This is a genomic window from Nocardioides turkmenicus, assembly GCF_011045035.1.
Taxonomy (GTDB): domain Bacteria; phylum Actinomycetota; class Actinomycetes; order Propionibacteriales; family Nocardioidaceae; genus Nocardioides; species Nocardioides turkmenicus.
Map to the genome: position 1 here is coordinate 167,024 of NZ_JAALAA010000008.1, position 23,949 is coordinate 190,972.

30 protein-coding genes are annotated in these 23,949 nt (G+C 70.1%); 9 read left to right on the forward strand and 21 right to left on the reverse strand.

The annotated features are described in order from the left end of the window. The first annotated feature begins 59 nt into the window (after positions 1–59). Entirely contained in the window at positions 60–803 is a 744-nt protein-coding gene (locus G5C66_RS11470; protein ID WP_165111091.1) for a class I SAM-dependent DNA methyltransferase, read from the forward strand. On the opposite strand, the gene G5C66_RS11475 is transcribed toward G5C66_RS11470, so the two are convergent. The 4 genes from G5C66_RS11475 to G5C66_RS11490 are packed head-to-tail and all read right to left on the reverse strand — an operon-like array spanning position 773 to position 3,398. Further along, on the reverse strand, positions 773–1,090 hold the full coding sequence (locus tag G5C66_RS11475) for a hypothetical protein (RefSeq protein ID WP_165111092.1): 318 nt from the start codon (positions 1,088–1,090) through the stop codon (positions 773–775). The genes G5C66_RS11470 and G5C66_RS11475 overlap by 31 nt on opposite strands. Then, a complete protein-coding gene (locus G5C66_RS11480; protein WP_165111093.1) occupies positions 1,077–1,379 on the reverse strand; it encodes a hypothetical protein in 303 nt (100 codons plus the stop codon). Before G5C66_RS11480 ends, G5C66_RS11475 begins: the two co-directional genes overlap by 14 nt. A 20-nt stretch (positions 1,380–1,399) precedes the next feature. Next, positions 1,400–1,936, reverse strand: a complete 537-nt coding sequence (locus G5C66_RS11485) for a GNAT family N-acetyltransferase (RefSeq protein WP_165111094.1) — start codon at positions 1,934–1,936, stop codon at positions 1,400–1,402. Between the two features lie 4 nt (positions 1,937–1,940). Then, positions 1,941–3,398 carry a glycine hydroxymethyltransferase gene (locus G5C66_RS11490; protein WP_165111095.1) on the reverse strand — a complete coding sequence of 486 codons (1,458 nt, stop codon included), beginning with the start codon at positions 3,396–3,398 and terminating at the stop codon, positions 1,941–1,943. 465 nt (positions 3,399–3,863) lie between these two features. Here G5C66_RS11490 and G5C66_RS11495 point away from each other — a divergent pair, with 465 nt between their 5' ends. From G5C66_RS11495 to G5C66_RS11510, 4 genes are read left to right on the forward strand one after another with little or no spacing between them, the layout of a single operon-like run. After that, positions 3,864–5,588 (forward strand): nitrite/sulfite reductase, encoded by a 1,725-nt coding sequence (locus tag G5C66_RS11495; protein WP_165111096.1) that lies wholly within the window; start codon positions 3,864–3,866, stop codon positions 5,586–5,588. Next, a complete protein-coding gene (locus G5C66_RS11500; protein WP_165111097.1) occupies positions 5,585–5,755 on the forward strand; it encodes a hypothetical protein in 171 nt (56 codons plus the stop codon). Before G5C66_RS11495 ends, G5C66_RS11500 begins: the two co-directional genes overlap by 4 nt. Next, positions 5,752–6,495: a phosphoadenylyl-sulfate reductase gene (locus tag G5C66_RS11505; RefSeq protein WP_008357240.1), complete on the forward strand. Its 744-nt coding sequence runs from the start codon at positions 5,752–5,754 to the stop codon at positions 6,493–6,495. The genes G5C66_RS11500 and G5C66_RS11505 overlap by 4 nt, the downstream gene beginning before the upstream one ends. A gap of 55 nt (positions 6,496–6,550) precedes the next feature. Further along, on the forward strand, positions 6,551–7,294 hold the full coding sequence (locus tag G5C66_RS11510) for a sirohydrochlorin chelatase (protein ID WP_165111098.1): 744 nt from the start codon (positions 6,551–6,553) through the stop codon (positions 7,292–7,294). Between the two features lie 93 nt (positions 7,295–7,387). Here G5C66_RS11510 and G5C66_RS11515 read toward each other — a convergent pair whose 3' ends face one another. The 8 genes from G5C66_RS11515 to G5C66_RS11550 all read right to left on the reverse strand — a co-directional run bounded on the left by G5C66_RS11515 (position 7,388) and on the right by G5C66_RS11550 (position 13,468). Beyond that, positions 7,388–7,798 (reverse strand): DUF3037 domain-containing protein, encoded by a 411-nt coding sequence (locus G5C66_RS11515; protein WP_165111099.1) that lies wholly within the window; start codon positions 7,796–7,798, stop codon positions 7,388–7,390. Then, positions 7,798–8,580 carry a HipA family kinase gene (locus G5C66_RS11520; RefSeq protein WP_165111100.1) on the reverse strand — a complete coding sequence of 261 codons (783 nt, stop codon included), beginning with the start codon at positions 8,578–8,580 and terminating at the stop codon, positions 7,798–7,800. The genes G5C66_RS11515 and G5C66_RS11520 overlap by 1 nt, the downstream gene beginning before the upstream one ends. Continuing rightward, positions 8,577–9,419, reverse strand: coding sequence for a PPK2 family polyphosphate kinase (locus tag G5C66_RS11525; protein WP_165111101.1), 843 nt, complete (start codon positions 9,417–9,419; stop codon positions 8,577–8,579). The genes G5C66_RS11520 and G5C66_RS11525 overlap by 4 nt, the downstream gene beginning before the upstream one ends. A 40-nt stretch (positions 9,420–9,459) precedes the next feature. Continuing rightward, positions 9,460–10,155: a GNAT family N-acetyltransferase gene (locus G5C66_RS11530; protein WP_165111102.1), complete on the reverse strand. Its 696-nt coding sequence runs from the start codon at positions 10,153–10,155 to the stop codon at positions 9,460–9,462. A 25-nt stretch (positions 10,156–10,180) separates the two neighbouring features. Then, complete coding sequence (locus G5C66_RS11535) at positions 10,181–10,681, reverse strand: phosphoribosyltransferase family protein (protein ID WP_165111103.1); 501 nt, start codon at positions 10,679–10,681, stop codon at positions 10,181–10,183. After that, positions 10,678–11,370, reverse strand: a complete 693-nt coding sequence (locus tag G5C66_RS11540; protein WP_165111104.1) for a RecX family transcriptional regulator — start codon at positions 11,368–11,370, stop codon at positions 10,678–10,680. Before G5C66_RS11540 ends, G5C66_RS11535 begins: the two co-directional genes overlap by 4 nt. Before the next feature lie 58 nt (positions 11,371–11,428). Next, entirely contained in the window at positions 11,429–12,478 is a 1,050-nt protein-coding gene (gene recA, locus G5C66_RS11545) for a recombinase RecA (protein WP_165111105.1), read from the reverse strand. A 252-nt stretch (positions 12,479–12,730) separates the two neighbouring features. Next, positions 12,731–13,468 carry a DUF4396 domain-containing protein gene (locus G5C66_RS11550; RefSeq protein ID WP_241248436.1) on the reverse strand — a complete coding sequence of 246 codons (738 nt, stop codon included), beginning with the start codon at positions 13,466–13,468 and terminating at the stop codon, positions 12,731–12,733. A 132-nt stretch (positions 13,469–13,600) separates the two neighbouring features. On the opposite strand from G5C66_RS11550, the gene G5C66_RS11555 reads away from it, so the two are divergent. Both G5C66_RS11555 and G5C66_RS11560 read left to right on the forward strand, forming a co-directional pair. Further along, positions 13,601–14,062, forward strand: a complete 462-nt coding sequence (locus G5C66_RS11555) for a DUF6153 family protein (RefSeq protein ID WP_165111106.1) — start codon at positions 13,601–13,603, stop codon at positions 14,060–14,062. Between the two features lie 50 nt (positions 14,063–14,112). Further along, the gene (locus tag G5C66_RS11560) at positions 14,113–14,760 is read left to right on the forward strand and encodes a DUF305 domain-containing protein (RefSeq protein WP_165111107.1); all 648 of its coding nucleotides are present in this window, start codon (positions 14,113–14,115) and stop codon (positions 14,758–14,760) included. A gap of 61 nt (positions 14,761–14,821) precedes the next feature. Here the strand turns inward: G5C66_RS11560 and G5C66_RS25970 are convergent, their stop codons facing one another. The 8 genes from G5C66_RS25970 to G5C66_RS11600 all read right to left on the reverse strand — a co-directional run bounded on the left by G5C66_RS25970 (position 14,822) and on the right by G5C66_RS11600 (position 20,473). Beyond that, entirely contained in the window at positions 14,822–15,319 is a 498-nt protein-coding gene (locus G5C66_RS25970) for an MFS transporter (protein WP_338144145.1), read from the reverse strand. Then, positions 15,307–16,059 (reverse strand): MFS transporter, encoded by a 753-nt coding sequence (locus G5C66_RS26795; protein WP_165111109.1) that lies wholly within the window; start codon positions 16,057–16,059, stop codon positions 15,307–15,309. The genes G5C66_RS25970 and G5C66_RS26795 overlap by 13 nt, the downstream gene beginning before the upstream one ends. Further along, positions 16,056–16,250, reverse strand: a complete 195-nt coding sequence (locus G5C66_RS11575; RefSeq protein ID WP_165111110.1) for a DUF3046 domain-containing protein — start codon at positions 16,248–16,250, stop codon at positions 16,056–16,058. The genes G5C66_RS26795 and G5C66_RS11575 overlap by 4 nt, the downstream gene beginning before the upstream one ends. Positions 16,251–16,275: 25 nt before the next feature. Beyond that, positions 16,276–17,418, reverse strand: coding sequence for a DinB family protein (locus tag G5C66_RS11580; protein WP_165111111.1), 1,143 nt, complete (start codon positions 17,416–17,418; stop codon positions 16,276–16,278). Between the two features lie 71 nt (positions 17,419–17,489). After that, positions 17,490–18,302 (reverse strand): ABC transporter permease, encoded by an 813-nt coding sequence (locus G5C66_RS11585; protein WP_165111112.1) that lies wholly within the window; start codon positions 18,300–18,302, stop codon positions 17,490–17,492. 1 nt (position 18,303) lies between these two features. Beyond that, positions 18,304–19,134, reverse strand: coding sequence for an ABC transporter permease (locus G5C66_RS11590; protein WP_165111113.1), 831 nt, complete (start codon positions 19,132–19,134; stop codon positions 18,304–18,306). Further along, entirely contained in the window at positions 19,134–20,063 is a 930-nt protein-coding gene (locus tag G5C66_RS11595) for an ABC transporter ATP-binding protein (RefSeq protein WP_478354318.1), read from the reverse strand. The genes G5C66_RS11590 and G5C66_RS11595 overlap by 1 nt, the downstream gene beginning before the upstream one ends. A gap of 53 nt (positions 20,064–20,116) precedes the next feature. After that, complete coding sequence (locus tag G5C66_RS11600) at positions 20,117–20,473, reverse strand: hypothetical protein (RefSeq protein ID WP_338144146.1); 357 nt, start codon at positions 20,471–20,473, stop codon at positions 20,117–20,119. 154 nt (positions 20,474–20,627) lie between these two features. Here G5C66_RS11600 and G5C66_RS11605 point away from each other — a divergent pair, with 154 nt between their 5' ends. Then, positions 20,628–22,667 carry a HelD family protein gene (locus G5C66_RS11605; RefSeq protein ID WP_165111114.1) on the forward strand — a complete coding sequence of 680 codons (2,040 nt, stop codon included), beginning with the start codon at positions 20,628–20,630 and terminating at the stop codon, positions 22,665–22,667. Next, positions 22,664–23,251 carry a GNAT family N-acetyltransferase gene (locus G5C66_RS11610; RefSeq protein WP_165111115.1) on the forward strand — a complete coding sequence of 196 codons (588 nt, stop codon included), beginning with the start codon at positions 22,664–22,666 and terminating at the stop codon, positions 23,249–23,251. Before G5C66_RS11605 ends, G5C66_RS11610 begins: the two co-directional genes overlap by 4 nt. Here G5C66_RS11610 and G5C66_RS11615 read toward each other — a convergent pair. Continuing rightward, positions 23,212–23,949: an aspartate/glutamate racemase family protein gene (locus G5C66_RS11615; protein WP_165111116.1), complete on the reverse strand. Its 738-nt coding sequence runs from the start codon at positions 23,947–23,949 to the stop codon at positions 23,212–23,214. The genes G5C66_RS11610 and G5C66_RS11615 overlap by 40 nt on opposite strands.

The following is a 23,949-nucleotide window of genomic DNA, read 5'->3' on the forward strand; positions in this document are numbered from 1 at the left end:
TCGGCAGGCCGCGTAAATCATTCGCGCTCGGGGTCCGCGGCCCGGCAGAGTCGATGCCCATGACGAGCAGCGATCTGTGGACGAGGGAGACGGCCGAGCGCTACGACGACCCGGACGACTGGGTCAACTCGCCCGAGGTGACCGGGCCGGTGGCCCGCTTCCTGGCCGAGGTCGCCGACGGCGGCCCGGCTCTCGAGCTGGCCATCGGGACGGGTCGGATCGGCGTACCGCTGCGGGAGCTGGGGGTGCCGGTCACCGGCATCGAGCTCTCCCAGCCGATGGTCGACGTCCTGCGGCGCAAGGTCACCGAGGACGAGATTCCGGTGGTGGTCGGCGACATGGCCGCTGCCGAGGCGCCCGGGGTCGGGACGTACTCGTTGGTCTATCTGGTCTTCAACACGATCGGCAACCTGCGTACGCAGGACGAGCAGGTCGCCGGCTTCGCCAACGCCGCCCGCCACCTGGCGCCCGGCGGACGCTTCCTGATCGAGGTCGGCGTGCCAGGCCTGCGGCGGCTCCCGCCGGGCAGCCCGGCGATCCCGTTCGACGTCTCTCCCGGGCATCTCGGTTTCGACACCTACGACCTGGTCACCCAGCAGGCCATCTCGCACCACTACACCCGCGAGCCCGACGGCCGCTACCGCTACGGGCAGCACAACTTCCGTTTCGTGTGGCCCTCCGAGCTCGACCTGATGGCGCGGCTGGCCGGGATGAGCCTGGAGGCGAGGTACGCCGGCTGGGACCGCTCCGAGCTCACCAGCGAATCGACGAGTCACGTCTCCGTGTGGCGCAAGCCGGAGTAGCGCTGGAACTCCCAGGCGAGCCGGATCGCCGACTGCACGGCTTCTGCCGGAGCTCGATCGACGTAGGCCTCGATCTTGTGGTGCGCCTCCAGCCTCGGCGGGATGCCGAACGCGTCCGGCCAGCGTTCGATCAGCTCCTCGCGCTTCTCCCTCGGCACCCGGACGAGCAGCGTCGTCGGGTCGGTGAACCGGGCGACAAGGCGATGGTGATCGACGTACCAGCCGCGCGGCTTGTGGCGGCAACCCTCCAGGGTCGCCAGGTAGGCGTCGACCTCAGCGGGCGTCATGCTCCGGAGCGTACGCCGACCGCCAGCGCTCCGCGGCGACCTTCGCCGCCTCGCCGATGAGGCCGGTCAGCTCGGGACGGTCGGGCACCGGGAACGAGGTGTAGGCGCCGCGGCCTCCATCGACCGGCCGCCCGTAGGCCTTGGCCGCAAGCCGGCCGTCGGGCAGCAGGCGTACGTTGAGGGTGGTGAGCCGGAAGGTCACCTCCCGCCTGCTGTCCGTCCACTGCAGCTCGTCCGGGATGGCCACGTTGATCGCCAGGGCGCTGACCTCGACCTCGTCCGTCGTCACGGGCCGAGTCTAGATCCGTGTCAGGTGAGGCGCAGGGCCATCTTCGACTCCGTGCGCGGGTCGCCCTCGGGGAAGGGTTGCACGTCGCCGGTGGGCTCGAAGCCGAGACGCTCGTAGAGGCGGCGGCCGGACTCGTTGCCGTCGACGACCCACAGCGTCAGGACGGTCGCTCCGTCACGGCGGGCCCAGTCGGCGACGCCGTGGACGAGAGCCTCGGCGAGGCCGTGGCCACGGGCATCGGGAGCCAGCCACATCGAGATCATGTGGTGCTCGTCGTCGTGGATGATCCCAGCGGCGATCCCGGACGGCTTCTCCCCGACCCAGGCGATGACGGCGGCTCCGGACGCCGCCCAGAGCCGCCAGCGCTCGTCGGGCCAGGCGGCGACCTCCGCGTAGGAGTCCCAGTAGGCCTCGGGCGTGTCCTGCAGAGCGGCGAGGCGCACCTGCTTGAGCGCCGGCCACTCGTCCTCGACGACGACACGTACCTCCGCCGTCGGGACCGCCTTCTCAGGGGTCCCGACGCCGGGGAGCGAGCTGGGCCTTTTCGGGGCACTCATGGAATCAGGCCAGGTCGAGACCGGGGTACAGCGGGAACTTCGCGAGCAGCTCCGCGGCAGCGGCCTTGGTGTTGTCGGCGACACCGTCGGCGATGGCGTAGGACGCCTTGGAGGGGCCACCGGCCTTCGTGGTGCCGGGGGTCGTCTTCGAGAGGACGTCGACGATGAGCTCGGCGACGCGGTCGAACTCGTCGGCACCGAAGCCGCGGGTGGTCAGGGCCGGGGTGCCGAGGCGGATGCCCGAGGTGTACCAGGCGCCGTTGGGGTCGGCCGGGACCGAGTTGCGGTTGGTGACCACGCCGGAGTCGAGCAGCGCCGACTCGGCCTGACGGCCGGTGAGGCCGAAGCTGGTGACGTCGAGGAGGACCAGATGGTTGTCGGTGCCGCCGGTGACGAGCTTGGCGCCGCGCTTGAGGAAGCCCTCGGCGAGCGACTTCGCGTTGTCGGCGACCTGCTGGGCGTAGGTCTGGAAGCTCTCCTGCTTCGCCTCGGCGAACGCGACGGCCTTGGCGGCCATGACGTGGCTGAGCGGGCCACCGAGGACCATCGGGCAGCCGCGGTCGACGCTCGGGGCGTACTCCTCGGTGGCCAGGATGAAACCGCCGCGCGGGCCGCGGAGCGACTTGTGGGAGGTCGAGGTGACGACGTGGGCGTAGGGAACCGGGTTCTCCTCGCCCTGGAACACCTTGCCGGCGACGAGGCCGGCGAAGTGGGCCATGTCGACCATCAGGGTGGCGCCGACCTCGTCGGCGATCTCGCGCATCTTGGCGAAGTTCACCCGGCGCGGGTAGGCGGAGTAGCCGGCCACGATGATGAGCGGCTGGAACTCCTTGGCCTTGGCGCGCAGGGCGTCGTAGTCGAGCAGGCCGGTCTCGGGGTCGGTGCCGTACTGGTTCTGGTGGAACATCTTGCCCGAGATGTTCGGGCGGAAGCCGTGGGTGAGGTGGCCGCCGGCGTCCAGGCTCATCCCGAGCAGGCGCTGGTTGCCGAGCTCGGCACGCAGCGTCTCCCAGTCGGCCTCGGAGAGCTCGTTCATGTTCTTGACGGCCATCTTCTCCAGCCACGGGCCCTCGACCCGGTGGGCGAGGATGGCCCAGTACGCCGTCAGGTTGGCGTCGATGCCCGAGTGCGGCTGCACGTAGGCGTACTCGGCACCGAAGAGCTCGCGGGCGTGCTCGGCCGCGATCGACTCGACGGTGTCGACGTTCTGGCAGCCGGCGTAGAAGCGGTGGCCGACGGTGCCCTCGGCGTACTTGTCGGAGAACCAGGTGCCCATCGTCATCAGCGTGGCGGGGCTCGCGTAGTTCTCGCTCGCGATCAGCTTGAGGCTGGCGCGCTGGTCAGCGAGCTCCTGCTTGGTCGCCTCGGCGATGCGGGGCTCCACGGAGGCGATGACCTCGAGGGCTTGGTTGTAGGCAGAACTCACAGTGCCTGAATTCACCGGGGCAGACAGATCGCTCATGGATCACAGCCTAGTCAGCCCCGCGGACGAGAGCAGCATCGTGGTCGCCCGGTGCGTTGCGTACGTCCCCTATCACCGCCCACGGGAATGGCCGGGCCCTCAACCGAGTTAAGGAAGCGTGACCAGATGGTGACCTCCGACACATCGCACGCGTGAACAAGCGAGAACGTCCCACATAACGGACCGACGTCTCATATATCGGGATTCCAGATTGCGTGACGGCCGTCCGCTACCTGAGACTCCTTGACATGGTCACTGCTGCAACACATGCGCACCTCGTGGTTCGACGCCACGTGGACTATTGCCGCATCCGCAGCTCGATCTGTTGGCGCCACTGACGCCCAGCGCTCCGCATCCCACCGCGTCGAGCCGCTGGCCCGCCGCCCGACAGACATCCCGGGCGCTCGCCGCGAGCACGTCCCTGCTCCGCCGTGCGTCCACGACCGACGCAAAGGTTTCTCTGACATGAGCGACAACCGGTTTCAGGCCAAGCGCGCCACCCGGACCGAGATCCCCCGGCCCAAGAAGGGCGAGGGTCAGTGGGCTCTCGGCTACACCGAGCCGCTGAACAAGAACGAGGAGTCGAAGAAGAACGACGACCCGCTCAACGTTCGCGACCGGATCCTCTACACCTACTCCAAGCGCGGGTTCGACTCGATCGACCCGGCGGACATGCGCGGCCGCTTCCGCTGGTTCGGCCTCTACACCCAGCGCAAGCCCGGGATCGACGGCGGCAAGACGGCGATCCTCGAGGAAGAGGAGCTCGACGACCGCTACTTCATGATGCGGGTCCGCTCCGACGGCAAGCTGCTCTCCTCCGCTGCGGTGCGCACGCTCGGTCAGATCGGCATCGACTTCGCCCGGAACACGGCCGACATCACCGACCGCGAGAACATCCAGTACCACTGGATCGAGATCGAGAACGTCCCGGAGATCTGGTCGCGCCTGGAGGAGGTCGGGCTGCACTCGACCGAGGCCTGCGGTGACTCGCCGCGCCCGTTCCTCGGCTCCCCTGTCGCCGGCGTCGCCGCCGACGAGATCATCGACGGCACCTCGGCGCTGCGCGAGATCGAGTCGCGCTACCTGGGCGACCCGGCCTTCTCGAACTTCCCGCGCAAGTTCAAGACTGCGCTGACCGGCCACCCGTCGCACGACGTGGCGCCCGAGATCAACGACGTCGCCTTCGTCGGCACCGTCCACCCCGAGCACGGTCCCGGCTTCGACGTCTGGGTCGGCGGTGGTCTCTCCACCAACCCGCGCCTGGCCGAGAAGCTCGGCGTGTGGGTGCCACTCGAGGAGGTCGCCGACGTGTGGGCCGGCGTCGCCGGCATCTTCCGCGACTACGGCTACCGCCGGCTGCGCTCGCGGGCGCGCCTGAAGTTCCTGGTCGCCGACTGGGGCAAGGAGAAGTTCCGCGAGGTGCTCGAGAACGAGTACCTCGACCGTGAGCTGATCTCCAACCCCTCCCCCGAGTCGCCGCTGGGCCATCGCGACCACGTCGGCATACACGACCAGAAGGACGGCAAGAAGTACGTCGGGGTCGCCCCGATCGCCGGCCGCATCTCCGGCACCCACCTGGTCGAGCTCGCCGACGTCATGGAGAGGTTCGCCGTCGAGGGCGCCCGGCTCACGCCGTACCAGAAGATCGTGCTGATCGGGGTCTCGCCCGAGGTCGTCGAGGACCTGGTCACCGCGCTGGACGCGATCGGCTTCTCGGCCCGGCCCTCCAACTGGCGCCAGAACACGATGGCCTGCACCGGCATCGAGTTCTGCAAGCTCGCGATCGTCGACACCAAGGACCGCGCCCGCGACCTGATCGCCTCGCTCGAGTCGCGGTTCCCCGAGCTCGACGCCTCCATCACCGTCAACGTCAACGGCTGCCCCAACGCCTGCGCCCGCACCCAGGTCGCCGACATCGGGCTCAAGGGCCAGCTCGTCCTCGACGACGACGGCAACCAGGTCGAGGGCTTCCAGGTCCACCTCGGCGGCGCGACCGGGCTGACCGCCAACTTCGGCCGCAAGCTGCGGGCCCACAAGGTCACCTCGGCCGGGCTCGACGACTACATCTCCGCGCTGGTGGTCAACTACCTGGCCGACCGGACCGAGGGCGAGACGTTCTCGGCCTGGACCGCGCGGGCCGACGAGGTGCTGCTGCGCGGCGAGAAGACCCTGAGTGAGGTGCCCGCATGAGCTCTCGAGCAGGTACGCCGTTCCATTGCCCCTTCTGCGGCGAGACCGACCTGTGGCCGCACGAGGCGGCGCACGGGTCCTGGGAGTGCCGCGCCTGCCTGCGGGCCTTCCAGCTGAAGTCGTTGGGACAGATCTCTCGGACCGTCACCAAGGAGGCTCACGGATGAGCGTCAGCACAGCAGCCGCCCGGGCCAACCGCGCGGTGGACACCGAGGGACGTACGCCCGAGGAGCTGCGCGAGATCGTCTCCCACTGGGGAGCCGAGCTCGAGCTCGCTCCGGCCGAGACGATCATCGAGTGGGCCGCCGCCACCTTCGGCGAGCGGTTCGCGATCACGTCCTCGATGGGTGACGCGGTCCTCGCGCATCTTGCCTCGAAGGTCGTACCCGGGATCGACGTGGTCTTCCTCGACACCGGCTACCACTTCATCGAGACGATCGGCACCCGTGACGCCGTCGCGGCGACGATGCCGGTCAACCTGCTGACGATCACGCCCGTGCAGAGCGTCGCCGAGCAGGACGCGGAGTACGGCAAGGACCTCTACCGGACCGACCCCGACCTGTGCTGCGCACTGCGCAAGGTCAAGCCCCTGGCCGACTCGCTCGCCTCCTACGACGCCTGGGCCACCGGCCTGCGCCGCGCGGAGACGAAGAACCGGGTCATCGCCCCGGTCATCGGCTGGGACGCCAAGCGCCAGAAGGTCAAGGTCTCGCCGATGGCGCGATGGTCCGACGAGCAGGTCGAGCGATATATCGAGGACAACGGAGTGCTCGTGAACCCGCTCGTCTATGACGGGTATCCCTCGATCGGCTGCGCGCCGTGCACCCGCCGGGTCGCCCCCGGTGAGGACCCGCGCAGCGGGCGATGGGCCGGCACCGGCAAGACCGAGTGCGGCATCCACGCCTGATCCGCTCCACCACAGACTTTCCGACTTTCCCTGCAACACCCGAAGGATGAAGACAATGGCAGCTCCCGCTCTGGTAGCCCTGGCTCACGGCAGCCGCGATCCGCAGTCCGCCGCGACCATCAACGCCCTCGTTGCCGAGGTACGCGCCCTGCGCCCCGACCTCCGCATCGAAGCCGCCTTCCTCGACCACTCCCGGCCGCGTTTCCAGGCCGTCATCGACAAGCTCGTCAAGGCCGGCCACGACGAGATCGTCGTCGTGCCGCTCCTGCTGACCGAGGCGTTCCACGCCCGTGTCGACGTACCCTCGGTCATCGCCGAGGCCACCGCCCGCCACGCCGGCCTGCGGATCCACACCAGCGCGATCCTCGGCCTCGAGAGCGTCTTCCTGCAGGTGCTCGACGAGCGCCTGCGGGCCTCCCTGAAGGCCGCCCGGGTCCGCGAGCTCGACGCGCTGGTCCTGGCCGCCGCAGGCTCCTCGGACTCGCTGGCCAACCAGTCCGTCGCCCGGCTGGCCCGGATCTGGGGTGCCCACCACAAGCTGCCGGTCGTGGCTGCGTACGCCTCGGCCGCTCCGCCCGCGACCGGCGAGGCCGTCCGTGCCTTCCGTGCCGAGGGCCGCCGCCACATCGCCGTCGGCATGCTCTTCCTGGCTCCCGGGCAGCTGCCCGACCGCGCCAAGGAGCTGGCTCTCGAGGCCGGCGCCGTCGCGGTCAGCGACCCGATGGGCGCCCACCCCGAGGTGGCGCGCACCATCCTGGCTCGCTACGCCGTGGGCGCGGTCGAGCTCGTCCCGGTCTGATCGATCCCGCCGAATAGGTAGTTGTGGGCGACGAAACTGTGGTTTCGCCGCCCACAACTGCATTCTCGGCCGCCAGAACTGCGGTCTCGGCCGTCAGGCGATCTGGTGGCTGAAGATGCGGTCGAGCTCGGCGGCGGCGTCGGTGGTCACCCCGCCGTGGACGGGGCCGGGCTGCAGGACGGTGCTCTTCGGGGCCTTGAGGAGGCCGAAGCGGGCCGACTCGTTGTCGGAGAGTGCCCGGTTGCCGTACGCCGTGGCGCGGATCCCCGCGCCGAAGCCGGCGTGGGCGGCACCGGCGCAGATCAGGTCCACCGACTCCAGCGCGGCCCGGACGAGGGACAGGTCGAGACCGGGGGCGAAGGTCGCCAGGCGCTGCTCGTCGAGCGTCCACCGCGCGGCGAGGAACTTCTGCTCGGGGCAGTAGAGGACGACCCCGACGTTGAGGAACTCCTCGCGCTCGGGGCGAGGTACGCAGCGGAGCACGACGTACTGGTAGGCGTCCATCACGCCTCCTGTGCGGACTCGGCGGCGGGCAGCCACGGACGACCGCCGTCAAGGCGGGCCCGGAGGAACGCGACGTAGCGCTCGCGCAGCGACTCCGGGGTGTCGTAGCCGGGGACGGGTTCGAGCCACTCGTCGGGTACGTCGGCGAGCACCTTCTCCAGCACCGCGTCGTCCAGACGCGCGGCGAGGTCGTCGTTCTGGTCGAGCGCCTCGCCGGCGAAGCCACGCAGGATGTGCTCGGAGGTGTCGAAGGGCTGCGCCGCGTAGCGCGCCGGGTCGCCGCCTCCGCCGGGCCAGACGTGGTGGAAGTAGAGCGAGGCGCCGTGGTCGATGACGTAGAGCGCACCGTTCCACAGCAGCATGTTGGGGTTGCGCCAGGAGCGGTCGACGTTGGCGATCAGCGCGTCCAGCCACAGGATCCGCCCCGCCAGCGCGGGGTCGGGCGCATAGGCGGCGTCATAGCCGAACGCCCCGGCCAGGAAGTCGATGCCGAGGTTGTGCCCGGCGCTCGCGTTGAGGAGGTCCTGCACCTCCTCGTCGGCCTCGTAGCGGGCGATCTCGGGGTCGAGGTCGAGCACCACCTGGTCCGGGGTCGGGATGTCGAGCGCCCGGCACAGGCCGGTGACGATCACCTCCGCGACCAGCACCCGCAGCCCCTGTCCGGCGCCGCGGAACTTGCAGACATAGGTGCCGAGGTCGTCGGCCTCCACGATCCCGGGCAGGCTGCCGCCCTCCCGGAGCGGGGTGACATATCTGGTCACCCGCACCGTCTCCAGACTCACGAGATGGTGTCCTCTTCCAGTCGTCTCTTCTCCTCGGCGATGTCGAAGCTGGGCGCGGGCCAGTCGAGATCGAGGCGGTCCAGGGTCTCCAGGAGCAGCTCGCCGATGGCCAGGTTGCGATACCACTTCTTGTCGCTCGGCACGAGGTACCACGGAGCGTACTCGGTGTTGGTGCGCTCCAGCGCAATCTCGTACGCCTCCCGGTAGCTGTCCCACAGCTGGCGCTCGTCCACGTCGCCGCGGTTGTACTTCCAGTGCTTCGTCGGGTCCTCGAGCCGGGCCATCAGCCGCTTCTTCTGCTCCTTGGGCGAGATGTGCAGCATGCACTTGAGGATGACGGTGCCGTCGTCGGCCAACTGTTTCTCGAAGTGGTTGATCGCGCCGTAGCGCCGCTCGATCTCCACGGGCGTGGCGAGCTCGCGGACGCGGCCGATCAGCACGTCCTCGTAGTGGGAGCGGTCGAAGACTCCGAGGTAACCGGGCTCCGGCACGGCCTTCTCGATCCGCCACAGGAAGTCGTGGGACAGCTCCTCGTCGGTCGGCGCCTTGAAGCTGGTGATCTTCACGCCCACCGGGTCGACCAGCCCGACGGTGTGTTTGAGCACGCCGCCCTTGCCGGAGGTGTCCATCCCCTGCAGGACGAGCAGCACCCGCCTGGGGTCGTCGGTCTCCTTCGACGCGAACAGCTTGGTCTGCAGCTCGAGCAGCATCGGGCCGAGCTCGGCGAGCACCTGCTTGCCGGTCTCCTTGTCCGCGCCGACGCCGGGGGCGGAGTTGGTGTCGTACTTCCGCAGGTCCACCGGTCCGGCAGGCAGCCGCAGCTCGTCGAGAAGGCTCATGTCCCGACGATAGGCCCGCGACCGGGGTCAGCGGAGCGGCTCACCCGAGAACGCGGCGCAGATCCAGCGAGCAGCCGACCATCGTGGTCGTCGAGCCGTCGGGCTGCGGCTCGTCGAACCAGGTGCCCTGCTCGAACCCCACCTTGGCGAGCATCCGCAGCGAGGCCGCGTTGCGGTGGTCAGGGGCCGCGAAGCAGGCCGTCGCGCCGGGGTAGCGACGCGGGATCGAGGTGAGCCAGACCCAGGCCATCCGCGGCCCGATGCCGCGGCCGACGAAGGCCGGCTCCCCGATGGCGTAGTCGAAGCCGATCGCGTCCGGGTCGGGGGTGAGCAGGGCGTACTCGGGCTCGTCGCTGATCCGGTAGTCCTGGCAGAAGCCGACCGAGCGCCCGTTGACCTCGATCACCCAGAAGGTCACCGGCGTCTTGCCGTCGATGTCCGGCCCGTAGTTCTCCGCGACCCACTCGGGTGTCGGCTCGCCGTCGACCGCGTACCACCGGTGGACGTGCTCGGCGTTGAGCCACCGGATGAGGTGTGGAAGGTCGCCACGCGTCATCGGCCGCAGGGCCACCACTGGCATCGGGTCGGAGGAGAACTCCTTCACCTCGCCGGAGAGGTCCACAGCGTACGCGGGTCGCCCGGCGATCCTGGTCGCCGCCGCTGCCCAGCTCTCCCCCGGGCGCGTCACGCCACCGAGACGCTGTGTCCCGGTGTGGACGGCGACCGGCGTGAACATGCCCCCAGGCTAGCGGTGAGGGGAGTCAGTGGGCCTTGCCGCCGCGGCGGTCGACGAGCGGCGGCTGGGAGGACCACGGGAAGTCGATCCAGCGGTCGGTCTTCTTGTAGACGTAGTCGGCGTTGATCACCGTCCACGGCTTCTCGAAGATCACCGCGGTGCGAGCCTCGGCGACGTGGCCCTCGCAGAAGTCGTGGACGATCTCGAGGGTCTTGCCGGTGTCGGCGACGTCGTCGGCGATGAGCACCTTCATCCCGGTCAGGTCGACGGCGGCCGGGGTCGGCGGGAGCATGATCGGGACGTCGAGACGCTCGTTGACGCCGGTGTAGAACTCCACGTTGACCGCGGAGAGGTTCTTCACGTCGAGGGCGTAGCCGAGGCCCATCCCGAGGGCCAGGCCACCGCGGGCGATGGAGAGCACGATGTCGGGCTCGTAGCCGCTGTCGACGACCTTCTGGGCGATCTCGCGCACCGCGGTGCCGAAGAGGTCGTAGGTCAGGATCTCGCGCTCTTGCTGCTCACTCACAGGTCGGATTCTGACACGAGACCGCCGGCGGCATCGTCATCGGCGAGCGAGAGCTCCTCGCGAACGATGCTGTAGGCCACACCGGCGCCGTATCCCTTGCGGGCGAGCATGCCGACCAGACGCCGGGTCTTGGTCTGGTCGTCGAAGCGCTCCAGGGAGCGCAGCTTGCGCCGGACCATCCGCCGGCCGGCCTCGCGCTCGTCCTCGGGGTCGATCTCGTCGAGCGCTTCGCGGGCCACCTCGTCGTCGATGCCCTTGCGGCGCAGCTCCTGGGCGAGCGCCCGTCGGGCCAGGCCCTTGCCGGGCTGTCGACTGGCGATCCAGGCCTTCGCGAAGGCCTCGTCGTCGATCAGGCCGACCTCCTCGAAGCGGTCCAGCAGCCGTGTCGCCAGCGCCGGCGGGACCTCCTTCTTCTCCAGCTTGTCGGCGAGCTCCTTGCGGCTGCGCGCCTGGCCGGTCAGGGCATCGAGGAGGATCTTGCGGGCGATCGCCTCGTGGTCGGGCTCGGGGTCGTTCTTGGGGTCGGCTGGGTCTGCCGGACGAGGTTTGCGCCGACGGGACTGTGTTGGCTTCGACACGGACTCGCTCGTCCCTCGCGAGTCCGGCTCAGCCGACGACGCGGCTCCGGCCCAGGCCTCGACACCGAGGGTCACGTCCCCCAGCCAGTCGGGCGCGGGTCGCTCGTCCACCCAGGGATCCTGGGTGGACGAGCGGTCACGCTTGGACGAAGCCACGGATCAGACGGACCTAGAAGTCCTCGACACCGGCGGGCTCGGCCGCGGGCGCGGCCTCCGCCTCGACCGTCGGCACGACGCCGAGCTTCTCGAGGATCCGCTTCTCCAGCTCGTTGGCCAGGTCGGGGTTGTCCTTGAGGAAGTTGCGCGAGTTCTCCTTGCCCTGACCGAGCTGGTCGCCCTCGTAGGTGTACCAAGCGCCGGCCTTGCGGACCAGGCCGGCCTCGACACCGACGTCGATCAGGCCGCCCTCGCGGGAGATGCCCTTCCCGTACATGATGTCGAACTCGGCCTGCTTGAACGGCGGGGCCACCTTGTTCTTCACGACCTTGACGCGGGTGCGGTTGCCGACCATGTCGGTGCCGTCCTTGAGCGTCTCGATCCGGCGCACGTCGAGGCGCACCGAGGAGTAGAACTTCAGCGCGCGACCACCGGTCGTGGTCTCGGGCGAGCCGAACATCACGCCGATCTTCTCGCGCAGCTGGTTGATGAAGATCGCCGTCGTGCCCGAGTTGTTGAGCGCCGAGGTCATCTTCCGCAGCGCCTGGCTCATCAGTCGCGCCTGCAGACCGACGTGGCTGTCGCCCATCTCGCCCTCGATCTCGGCCCGCGGCACCAGCGCCGCGACGGAGTCGATGACGATCAGGTCGAGCGCGCCCGAGCGGATCAGCATGTCGGCGATCTCCAGGGCCTGCTCACCGGAGTCGGGCTGGGAGACCAGCAGGGCGTCGGTGTCGACGCCGAGGTTCTTCGCGTATTCCGGGTCGAGCGCGTGCTCGGCGTCGATGAACGCCACGATGCCGCCGGCCCGCTGGGCGTTGGCCACGGCGTGCAGCGCGACCGTCGTCTTACCCGAGGACTCCGGACCGTAGATCTCCACGACCCGCCCGCGGGGCAGACCGCCGAGACCGAGCGCCACGTCGAGCGCGATCGACCCGGTGGGGATCACCTCGAGCGGCGCCTTCGTCTCGTCGCCCAGCCGCATGACCGAGCCCTTGCCGAACTGCCTTTCGATGTTGGCGAGAGCGGCATCCAATGCCTTCTCGCGGTCACCTGCCGCCATGTTCTTTCCTTCCTGAGGAGCAGATTTCTTGCCCCTGCCTGCCGCTTGTCCACGTGTCTTCGTCGTCATCAAGGCAGACGCTAGACGGGACCACCGACAGTTTCTGAACGGGACCCTCCGGCACGGTGTTTCACGACCGCATTTTCTGGGCCGATCACGAGATCACGGGCCAAGCTCCACCTAGCACACACACTAGCCCGAACAAGCGTTCGATGTGAACACTTGTTCGGGCGTGTCGGGGCCGCCAGACCGTCAGTGGCCCTGCATCTCCATCTGCCCGGCAGGGGCCGGGTCGTCGCCGAGCTCGGCGGCGGCCGAGACGGCGAGTCCGCCGAGCATGAAGGCGAAGATCACCGCCGCCAGGGCTCCGCTCGAGAACGCGGGGATGTAGCGGCGGAAGCCCTCCTGGACCGGCTCCGCGCCGTGGTACTCGTGCGTCAGCGCGTGCCCCTTGCCCCGCTGGAGCAGGTATCGGTTGACCGGGAAGGCGGCCACGAAGGCCACTGAGAGAGCGATCATCATCGCGATCCAGAACACGACGTTGACCAAGCCGGCCTCCATCGCCCCCGGGATCAGCGCCATGACCAGGTTGTCGACGAGCTCCATGGTCGCGATCGAGAGCGTGTCGGCCGCGAGCACGATGCTGAGCGCCGCACCGAGCGCGAGACCCGACTTCAGCAGCGGCAGGGTCGAGAGGGCATAGCCGAACAGGAACGCCAGCCCGACCGCCAGGACGATCGTCCACCCGGTGCTCAGTCCGATCGCGGTGCCGATCATCAGACCGGCGATCTCGCCGATCGCACACCCGGTGAGGCAGTGGAGCGTGGCGCTGGCCGCCATCGCGTTCACGCCGGCGCCGCCGTGCGCCCCGTGGGCCCCATGGGCCCCGTGGGCGGCATGCCCGGAGTGGTCGCCGTGACCCTCGTGCATCGCGTGCTGATGTCCGGCGTGGTCGTGCCCGGCGTGCAGGTGCTCGTCATGCGACGTCATGTCGCTCCCTTGCTCGATCGTTCGTGGTGCCTACGTCTCAATTCATACCCCATGGGGGTATGTGCACGCAAGCGATATCCGACCCCGGATCCCGCTTTGTCCAACCGCCCGAGACTGCCTAGGGTGTGCGGTGTGTGGACGGCAGCGCGACGACGACGGCGAACGCCCCGAGCGGTCGCGCGCACCGCGCTGCTGGCAGCGGTCGTGGTCACGGTGGCCGGCCTGCTGGCCATGCATGCACTGAGCCTGCACGGCACGGGCACCGACGGCGAGCACGGCAGGCTGAGCCTGCCCGCCGCCCACGTGGACCACGCCCACACCCTCGATCACGCCGATCACCCCGATCACGCCGACCGCGGCACAGCCGACCACACCGGACAGCCGGGCGGCGACGGGCACACGGCGACGATGCTGTGCGCCGCGTTCCTGCTCGCGGCCGGTGTGCTGCTCCTGAGCGGGCTGTGGCGGCGTACGCCTGCCTGGTGGTTCGCCCGAGCCAGCGACCGGTCCCGGATCGACGGGACGGCGCCGTTCGTCATGCATCCCGCGAACGGCCCGCCGCCGGAGTGGGCCTTCTCCGTCATCAGGTGCTGAGCGGTCCTTCACGGACCCCGACAACAGCACACGACAAGGAGAAACAACAGATGCGTACGCAACGTCCCCTCTTCCGCGCGACCTGGGCCGCAGCCGGCCTGGCCGTGCTGCTGACGCTGTCCGCCTGCGGTGGCAGCAGCGAGGAGGCCGAGGCGCCACAGAAGCTCTCGGAGACCGAGCACAACAAGGCCGACGTCGCCTTCGCGACCGACATGATCCAGCACCACGCCCAGGCGATGTCGATGGTCGACCTGACCATGGACCGTCCCCTCGACCCCGAGGTGCAGGAGCTGGCCGACGCGATCCGCGCGGCGCAGAGCCCCGAGATCGAGACCATGTCCGGCTGGCTCCAGGAGTGGGGCGAGGAGGTGCCCTCGACGATGCGCGACCACGTCAACGGCGGCCACGAGGGCCATGGCGACGAGGACGAGAGCAGCATGTCCGACTCGATGGAGGGCCTGGACCACGACATGCCCGGGATGATGTCCGCCGAGGACATGGAGGCGCTGGAGAAGGCGTCCGACGCCGAGTTCCAGGACATGTGGCTGGAGATGATGATCGAGCACCACGAGGGCGCGATCGAGATGTCCGAGACCCAGCAGGACGAGGGCCGGTTCAAGCCGGCCGTCGACCTGGCCGGCACCATCATCGAGACCCAGTCGGCCGAGATCGACACGATGGAGAAGATCCTCGGCTGACGCCTGACGCGGGCAGGGTCGCCTGGCGGCCCTGCCCGTCCGACCGGTGTGGCCGGCCGGCTCAGCCCGACCGGCGAGCCACGTACGCAGCCCCGAGCAGCACCGCGACCAGCAGGATCGTGCCGAGCGCCAGCGCCGGATATCCGGCCAGGTCGACGACGACCCCCGACAGCGCCCCCGCGCCCGCGGCGGCGACGCCCATGATCAGGTCGGCGCTGCCCTGCACGTCGGCGCGGACCTCGAGCGGGGTGTGGTCGGCGACCGAGGTGGCCGCCGCGATCATGGCGAACGACCAGCCGAGGCCGAGCAGGAAGAGCCCGGCGAAGATCCGCCCTGAGCTGCCCTGCGGCGCTGCCGCGCACAGGACCAGGGCGACCAGGAGCACCCCACCGCCGAGCGCCATCACGTCGGCCCGGCCGACGCGGTCGGCGAGCCAGCCGGCGACCGGCGCGAAGGCGAACATGCCCAGCACGTGACCGCTGATCACCAGGCCGATGACCTCCAGCCCGGCGCCGCCGTGCTCCATGTGGAGCGGGGTCATCACCATCACCGCGACCATCGTGGCGTGCGCCGCGGCCTGACCGGTGACGGCCGCCGCGAGCGCCGGCCGCTCCCGGATCGCGGCGAGCGCCCGGCGCCAGCTCGTCCCCGTCGCCTTCTCCGCGACCGGGGCGCCCTCCCGGGCGACCAGCAGCGGGTCAGGCCGTAGGAAGACCCCGACCACGAGCGCGGCGGCGAGCATCCCGATGGACCCGATCGCGAACGGGCCGGTGAGCGCCGGGATCCCACGGCCTCGGAGAAGACCTCGGCCACCCCGGTCAGGTTGGGTCCGATCACCGCTCCGAACGTGGTCGCCCACACCACGACCGAGAGCGCCCGCGCCCGGCTCCGGGCAGGGGCCAGGTCGGTGGCCGCGTAGCGCGCCCCGTTGTTGGCCGCGGTGGTCGCGCCCAGGAGCACCGCGCCGAACAGCAGCAGCGTCATCGAGCCGACCACGCCGGCCAGCACGGCGAGCAGTCCCCCGGCCGCCCCGAGCAGGTAGCCCGCCAGCAGCCCGAAGCGGCGTCCGCGCGCATCCATCACCCGCCCCAGGACGTACGCCGCCACGGCTGCCCCGAGCACCTGGGTCGTCTGCGAGAGGCCCGCCATCGACTCCGAGCCGGACAGGTCGCGCGCCAGCAGCGAGGCGGTCGCGATGCCGATGGTGATCCCCATCGCGCCGACCGCCTGGGTGGCGACCAGGGTGAGGATGGTGCGCTTCTGGACCGCGGCCACCGCGGTCGGCGCGACGAGCGTCACCGCTCACGCGCCGGCAGCTCCAGGGCCTTCCAGACCGCGGCCCAGACCTCCTTCGGCGGCACGCCGTCGTCCAGGGCCTCCTGGGCGGTGCGCCCGTCCAGGTCACCCATCACGAACTGGCGGGCCCACGCTCGTGCGTAGCCTTCGCCGAGCGCATCGTCCATCCGCGCCCAGAACTCCGTGTGTCTCATCGTCCCGAATGCTACTCAGCCTCGCTCAGGCGCGACGGCGGGCGAGCACATCGAGCCAGACGTCGCCGAGCCGGCCGTCGGCGTGCCCGACCTCGAGCACCTCCCAGCCGGCCTCGTCCAGCGCCGCCCGCAGCTCGGGCTCGCGCCAGTAGACGAAGAGCCGGGGCGCCTCGACGTGGCCGCGGTTGGTCCACTCCTCGCCGTCGCCCTCCTTCATCGACACGTGCAGCGCGCCGCCGGGCCGGGTGACCTCCGCGAGCCGGCCGAGCACGGTCCCGAAGTCGTCGCGGGCCACGTGCAGCAGCGTCGCCGAGGCCCAGACCGCGGCGTAGGGGACCTCGGGGTGCACCGGGTCACGGAGGTCGTCGGTCAGCGGGTCCAGGCAGGCCGCGGCGTACCCCTGCTTGCGCAGGTGGGCCACGAAACCCTCGCTGATGTCGGTGCGCCGCACCCGCACTCCCCCGGCCTCCAGGGCCTTCGCGTCGTGGCCCGGCCCGGTGCCGATCTCGAGCACGTGGTCGCCGGGCTCGAGCTCGGCCAGGAACCGGTCGAGGACCGAACGGTTCTCCTCGGAGAACGAGGTGCCCGCGACGTAGGTGGCGACGCTGGCGTCGTAGGCGGCGACGGTCGCCTGCTTGGCGGCCGAGCGTACGTCCCACAGGTGGTGGACGACGTCGTGGAGGTGGTAGCGGCCCAGCGACTCGACGCTGAACACGTCGCCGTTGGACCGGATCCCGCGGCGGCCCCAGGCGTCCGGCGGGACCTTCTCGTAGACGGTGGCCACCGCGTCGGCGGCGTCCATCAGCTCCTCGGCCACGACCGCCGGGTCCTGGCTCGCGTAGTCGTCCTCGCGGGCGGTCGCGTCCTGGTCCCAGTTGGCGAACCGGGGCTCGTCCTCGGCCAGCATCAGCCGCAGCCGCTCGCCGAAGACGCGGTGGACGTCGCGTACGTGAGCGCCGTACTCCAGCGCCGACCACACGCCCGGCCGCGGCCGGACGCGCGCGTTCTCCGCCGCGAGGTAGATCTCCCAGTAGGTCGCGTTGTCGCGCACGATCTCCGGAAGCTGGTCGGCGGTCACGGCACCGGCGACGAAGTCACACTCCGGGCAGGGCCGGTCGAGGACCCAGGTCCAGTCCTTGGTGTCGGGCGTGATCGCGTCATAGGTCATGGGTCAATCCTGACGGCCCGCCCGTGCCGTCACGAGGGAGATCCTGCCTTTGAGACGCGAGTTGCTGTCACTCAGGTGAGGAGCAGGGCGTCGAGCCGGCGCCGCACGACGACGAGCCCGATCGCGCCGAACGCCAGCAGGTAGACCACCGAGACCAGTGACCCCCATGACGGCACGCCGAGGGTGAGCTCGCGGCACAGGACGACCCCGCGGTAGAGCGGCGTGAGCTCGACGATCCAGCGCAACCACTCCGGGTAGGCCGTGATCGGGAAGAAGGTGGCGCTGAACAGGAACATCGGCATCATCGCGAGAGTGATCTTCTCGAAGTCCTGCCAGGAGGTCATGTAGGTCGTCAGGGCCATGCCCACGGCCCCGAAGGCCGACCCGATCAGCAGCGCCGCGGGCACCACGAGGAGCGCCCACCAGGAGTGCACCAGGTCCATCGCGAGCATGATCACCAGGAACGCGGCGACGTAGATGCCGCTGCGCAGCTGGTTCCAGAGGATCTCGCCGACCGCGATGTCGACCGTGCGCAGCGGCGTGGCCAGCATCTGGTCGTAGAGCTTGTTGTATTTCAGCTTGAAGAAGAAGTTGAACGTCGCGTCCAGCAGCGACCCGTTCATCGCCGAGGCCGCGATCATCCCGGGCGCGACGAACTCGCGATACTCGATCGGTTCGCCGGCGTAGGTGAACCCGGTGACGATCGCGCCGACGCCGATGCCGATCGAGAACAGATAGAAGACCGGCTCCAGGAAGCCGGTGACGAACACCAGCCACGCCCGCCGGTAGACCAGGATGTTGCGCCACAGCAGCAGCCTGGCCGCCTCTCCCCCGCGCAGCGGACGGGCGACGGCGGTGCTCACCGCGGCATTCAAGATCGCCATCTCAGGAGACCAGCCTCTCGGCGAGCTTGCGGATGGCCAGCCACCAGCACACGGCCGCCAGGATGCCGAGGTAGGCGAGGTGGATCGCGACCGGTCCCCAGTCGAGCTCGCCGAGGGTGAGCATCCGGGTCAGGTCGACGCCGTGCCACAGGGGCGAGGCCATCGCGACCGCCTCGAGCACCGGCCCGAGGTTTCCGATCGGGAAGAACGTGCCGCTGAACAGCGTCAACGGGATCATCCCCAGCCTGAAGATCAGCGCGAAGGACTCCTCGCCCTTGATCGAGAGCGAGAACAGCATCACCGGCGTGGCGAAGGCCAGCGCCACCAGCCCCTGCACCAGCCAGGCCGCCAGCACGCCCCACACCGACTCGAAGACCCCGAAGGCAGCCAGGACGAGCAGGAACACGCCACAGGCGAACAGCGCCCGCAGCACCACCCAGCCGAGCTGGGCCAGGACGATGTGGGACGGCGCGAGAGGCGAGGCGATCATCGAGTAGTAGATCCGCTGCCACTTGAGCATGCCCATGACGGGATAGGTGAGGTCGGCGAAGGCGATGGTCATCGCGTGCGCGGCGACCATGCCCGGAGCCACGAACGCCAGGTAGGTCGAGGCACCCTCGAGGGTGGCCGGGTCGGCGTCGACGAACCCACCCAGCAGCACCCCCAGCGCCAGGACGTAGAAGAAGGGGGTCACGAAGGTGGTGATCACCCCGCCCTTCCAGGTGCGCGCCAGGACCGTGAGCCAGTAGTCGCCCATCCTCAGCGCACCGGCGACCAGGCCCGAGGGCGCGGTCGGCGCGGTGGCCGGGCCCGCGTCTGCGTAGTCGGTCATCAGTCCACCAGCGTCCGGCCGGTGAGGTGCAGGAAGACGTCCTCGAGCGAGGAGCGCCGCACCAGGGTCGCCACGGGGGCCAGGTCGCGGCTGTGGACGGCCTCGATGACTGCCTCGCCGTTGTCGCTGTAGAGCAGCAGCCGGTCGGGCAGCACCTCGATCCGCTCGGCGAGGTCCTCGACCTTGGCGGCGAGCGCCTCGTGCTCGCCGACGCCGAAGCGCAGCTCGGCGACCTCGCGGGTGGAGTGCTCCTGGATCAGGCCCAGCGGCGTGCCGTGGGCGACGATCCGGCCCTGGTCCATCACGACGAGCTCATCGCACAGCTGCTCGGCCTCGTCCATGTAGTGGGTGGTCAGCAGCAGGGTCACGCCCGCCTGCTTGAGCCGGAAGAGCCGGTCCCAGATGACGTGGCGGGCCTGCGGGTCCAGACCGGTGGTCGGCTCGTCGAGCACCAGGATCTCGGGCCGGTTGATCAGGCTCCGGGCGATGGTGAGCCGGCGCTTCATCCCGCCGGAGAGGTCGTCGACCTTCGCCTTGGCCTTCTCGGTGAGCTGGACGAAGTCGAGAAGCTCCTCGATCCGGCCCTTGACCTCGGCCCGCGGCAGCCCGAAGTAGCGGCCGTAGACGTAGAGGTTGTCGTAGACGTTGAGCTCGACGTCGAGGGTGTCCTCCTGCGGGCACACCCCGAGCCGGGCCTTGATCTTCGGCCCGTCCTTGCCCGGGTCCATCCCGAAGACCCGGAGCTCTCCGTCGCTCGGCGGGGAGACGCAGCAGATCATCCGCATGGTCGAGGACTTGCCGGCGCCGTTGGGTCCGAGGAAGCCGAAGGCCACCCCGGGCCGCACCGAGACGTCGATGCCACGCACCGCCTCGAAGTCGCCGAACGACTTGCGCAGCCCTCTCGCCGAGATCATCAGGTCTTCACCCACGTCGGCAAAGACTAGATGCGGGCACCGACAGTTTCGAGCGAGTTGAGCAGCGGCTAGGAGCCCTGCTGCTTCTGGCGCCGGTTGTAGTCGCGCATCCGCTGCGGTATGCCGACCACCGCGGCGTCGTAGGACGGGACGCCGTGCTTGTTGGCGAACTTGTGCGCCCACTGCGCCGACGGCACCCGCCGCCGGGTCCACTCGCCGTCGTGGGCGACCAGCAGCAGGGTCACCTCGCTGACGACCGTGCGCGGCTCGACGAATCCCTCGACTCCCCGCCGGGTCGCGACGAACTGCTCGAGATGCTTCTGGTCGGTCGAGTCCGAGGCACGCACCCTGGTGGACCCGGTATGGCTCTCGCCCGTGGGACGGCTCATCTTGCTGCGGCGTCGGAAACGATCGAACAGGCTCACGACGCAAGTGTGCATCCTCGTGCCCAGCAGTGGCGCCGATAAACCTGTTGGGCGGCCACTTCGTGGTCACCTATGTTGGAGCCTTTGACCCCACTCCCCTGGTCGAACCACCCGGCCGCCGACCGAGAGCTGACGGAGAAGCGATGAGCCAGCCATGCCCATAGACGACCTCGACGCGGAGCGTGCCCACCTGGACGCGTCCCGGCAGGACCTGGCCAGGATGCGTCGGCGGGTGGAGTCGCTGGACTCCTCCACCGCCGGCAACTGGGTCAGCGCCGAGATCCTCGACGCCACCCTCGCGCACCGGCTCGAGCAGCTCGCCGACGATCCCGAGGTGCCGCTCTTCTTCGGGCGCATCGACCGGACCGCCTCGGCGGGTGGCGAGAGCTTCCACATCGGTCGGCGCCACATCTCCGACAGCGCCGGCGACCCGATGGTCGTCGACTGGCGGGCCCCGGTCAGCGTCCCGTTCTACCGGGCGTCACGGACCGAGCCGATGGGCCTGACGCGGAGGCGTCGCTACGGGTTCTCCCACGGGGAGCTGACCGCCTTCGAGGACGAGTCGCTGACCGACGCCGGCCCCGCCCAGGAGCACTCGGCGATCCTCGAGGCCGAGATCGAGCGGCCGCGTGTCGGGCCGATGCGCGACATCGTGGCCACCATCCAGCCCGAGCAGGACGTCCTCGTCCGCGCCGACCTGTCGCAGACCATCGTCGTGCAGGGTGCGCCGGGGACGGGGAAGACGGCCGTGGGGCTGCACCGCGCGGCGTACCTCCTCTACGCGCACCGCGACCAGCTGACCCGGCGCGGGGTGCTGATCGTCGGCCCCAACGCCTCGTTCCTGCGCTACATCCGCGACGTGCTGCCCGCGCTCGGCGAGATCGAGGCCAAGCAGGCGACGATCACCGAGCTCGTCGCCATGCATGGCACCGTCCGCGCGGAGGAGTCCGCGCCGGTGGCGACGCTGAAGGGTGACGTACGCATGGCCGAGGTGCTCCGCAGAGCGGTCTGGTCCCACGTCGGCGAGCCCGAGGAGGCCCTGGTCGTCCCACGCGGCTCGCGGCGCTGGCGGGTTCCGTCCTACGAGGCGCGGGAGGCGCTGGAGGGGCTGCGCGCCAACGACCTCAGGTACGCAGCTGGCCGGGCCCTGCTCCCGCGCGCCCTGGCCCACCGGGTGCTGGTGCAGATGGAGCGCTCCGGCGACTCCCCCGACGACCGGGTGCACGACGCGGTGGCGCGGGCCAAGCCGGTCAAGGACTATGCGGCTGCACTGTGGCCGGATCTCAAACCGGGGAAGGTGCTCTTCCGGCTGTTCACCGACGCGGCCTGGCTGGCGGAGGTCGCCGACGGGGTGCTGACGGAGGCGGAGCAGGAGGCGCTGCTGTGGGAGAAGGTGCCGCGGTCAGCAGGAGCGGCGCGATGGACGCTGGCCGACCTGGTGCTCCTCGACGAGATCGCCGACCTCCTCGACCGCACCCCGTCGGTCGCCCACATCGTCGCCGACGAGGCCCAGGACCTCTCCGCGATGATGCTGCGCGCCCTCGGCCGCCGCTCGACCACCGGGTCGCTGACGATCCTGGGCGACCTCGCCCAGGCGACCACGCCGTGGGCCTCCTCGTCCTGGGCGGAGGCCCTGGCCCATCTCGGCAAGCCGGACGGCCACGTCGAGCAGCTGACCCGTGGGTTCCGGGTCCCGGCCGACGTGATCGCCTACGCCGCGCGCCTCCTCCCCCACATCGCGCCTGACCTGGAGCCGCCGGTGGCAGTGCGTCGCACCCGCGGCGACCTCGCGTTCACCACCTCGTCCGTCACCGAGGCGATCTCCGCGGCGTTGGAGCGCCCCGGGTCGGTGGGCCTGATCGTGCCCGACGCCTCCCTGGCCGCGGTGCGCGCCGAGCTGACCGAGGCCGGGCTCGCCTTCGCCGAGATCGGGGTGCCTGCGGATGAGGAGACCGAGTTCGACGCGCATCTCGACGTGGTGCCGGCCTCGCTCGCCAAGGGCCTGGAGTTCGACCACGTCGTCGTCTCCGACCCGGCCGCGATCGTCGCCGGCGAACCCGACCGCGACACCGGCCTGCGCCGCCTCTACGTCTGTCTCACCCGCGCGGTCACCTCCCTGGTCGTACGCCACGATGGGCTCCCCGAAGAACTCGGTGGCGTCCCCGAGCAGGAAGATGCGAAGGTGAGCGCATGATCGACACGCGCCCTGATCCGCTGGTGAAGGCCGAGTGGCCGCTGCACACCGAGCGGCTCGTGATCCGCCGGATGGACCTCGACGACATCGAGCCGACCTGGGCCTTCCGGAGCCTTCCGGAGGTGTCCGAGTGGGTGACGAGCGCGTTCGCCGACATCGACGCCTACCGCCGGATCTTCGAGCGTCCCGACGTCCTCGAGCCCGCTCTGGTGATCGAACGCGACGGCGTCATCGTCGGCGACCTGATGCTGCGGATCACCGACCCGTGGGCACAGACCGAGGTGCGCGAGCAGGCCAGCGGCACCCAGGCCGAGCTCGGCTGGACCATCGCCCCCGACCACCAGGGCAACGGCTACGCCACCGAGGCCGTGCGCGCGGTGCTCGACGTCTGCTTCGGACCCCTCGGGCTGCGCCGCGTCGTCGCGGAGTGCTTCGCCGACAACGTGGCCTCCTGGAAACTGATGGAGCGCCTCGGGATGCGCCGCGAGTCCCACACCGTCAAGGACTCGCTGCACCGCACCCGCGGCTGGCTCGACGGGCTCTCCTACGCGATCCTCGCCGAGGAGTGGGCGACACTGCGCTGATCCTGGGGCCTGAGGGCCGCCTCAATCGCGGCCTCGCAGTGCAGCCGCGTCGTCGGGAACAGCGGCACACCTGCGTACGTCTCTATCGGCAGGAGAAGCTCGATCTCGGTGCAGCCGAGGATGACCCCCTCGCAACCGTCGGCGACCAGCCGGTCGACGACCTCGAGGTACGCCTCGCGGGAGCTGTCCAGGAACGTCCCCAGGCACAGCTCCTCGTAGATGATCCGGTGCACGGTCTCCTGGTCCCGCTCGTTCGGGACGGCGACGTCGAGGCCGTGGCCGCGGAGCCGGTCGGCGTAGAACGGCTGCGACATGGTGAAGCCGGTGCCGAGCAGTCCCACGCGGCCGACACCGGCCGCGCGCACCGCGGCCGCGGTGGTGTCGCCCAGGTGCAGGAACCGCTCCCCGTACGTCTCCTCCAGCGCCCCGGCCACCTTGTGCATCGTGTTGGTGGCCAGCACGATCACCTCCGCGCCGGCGTCGCTGAGCGTGGCCGCCTCCTCGGCCAGACGCGCCCCGGCCCGCTCCCACTCACCGGCGACCTGCATCTCCTCGATCTCGGCGAAGTCGACCGAGCGTACGAGCAGGTCGGCCGAGTGCAGCCCGCCGAGCCGCTTGGCGGCGATCTCGTTGAGGAGGCGGTAGTACTCCGCCGTCGACTCCCAGCTCATCCCGCCCAGCACACCGATCCGTCGCAT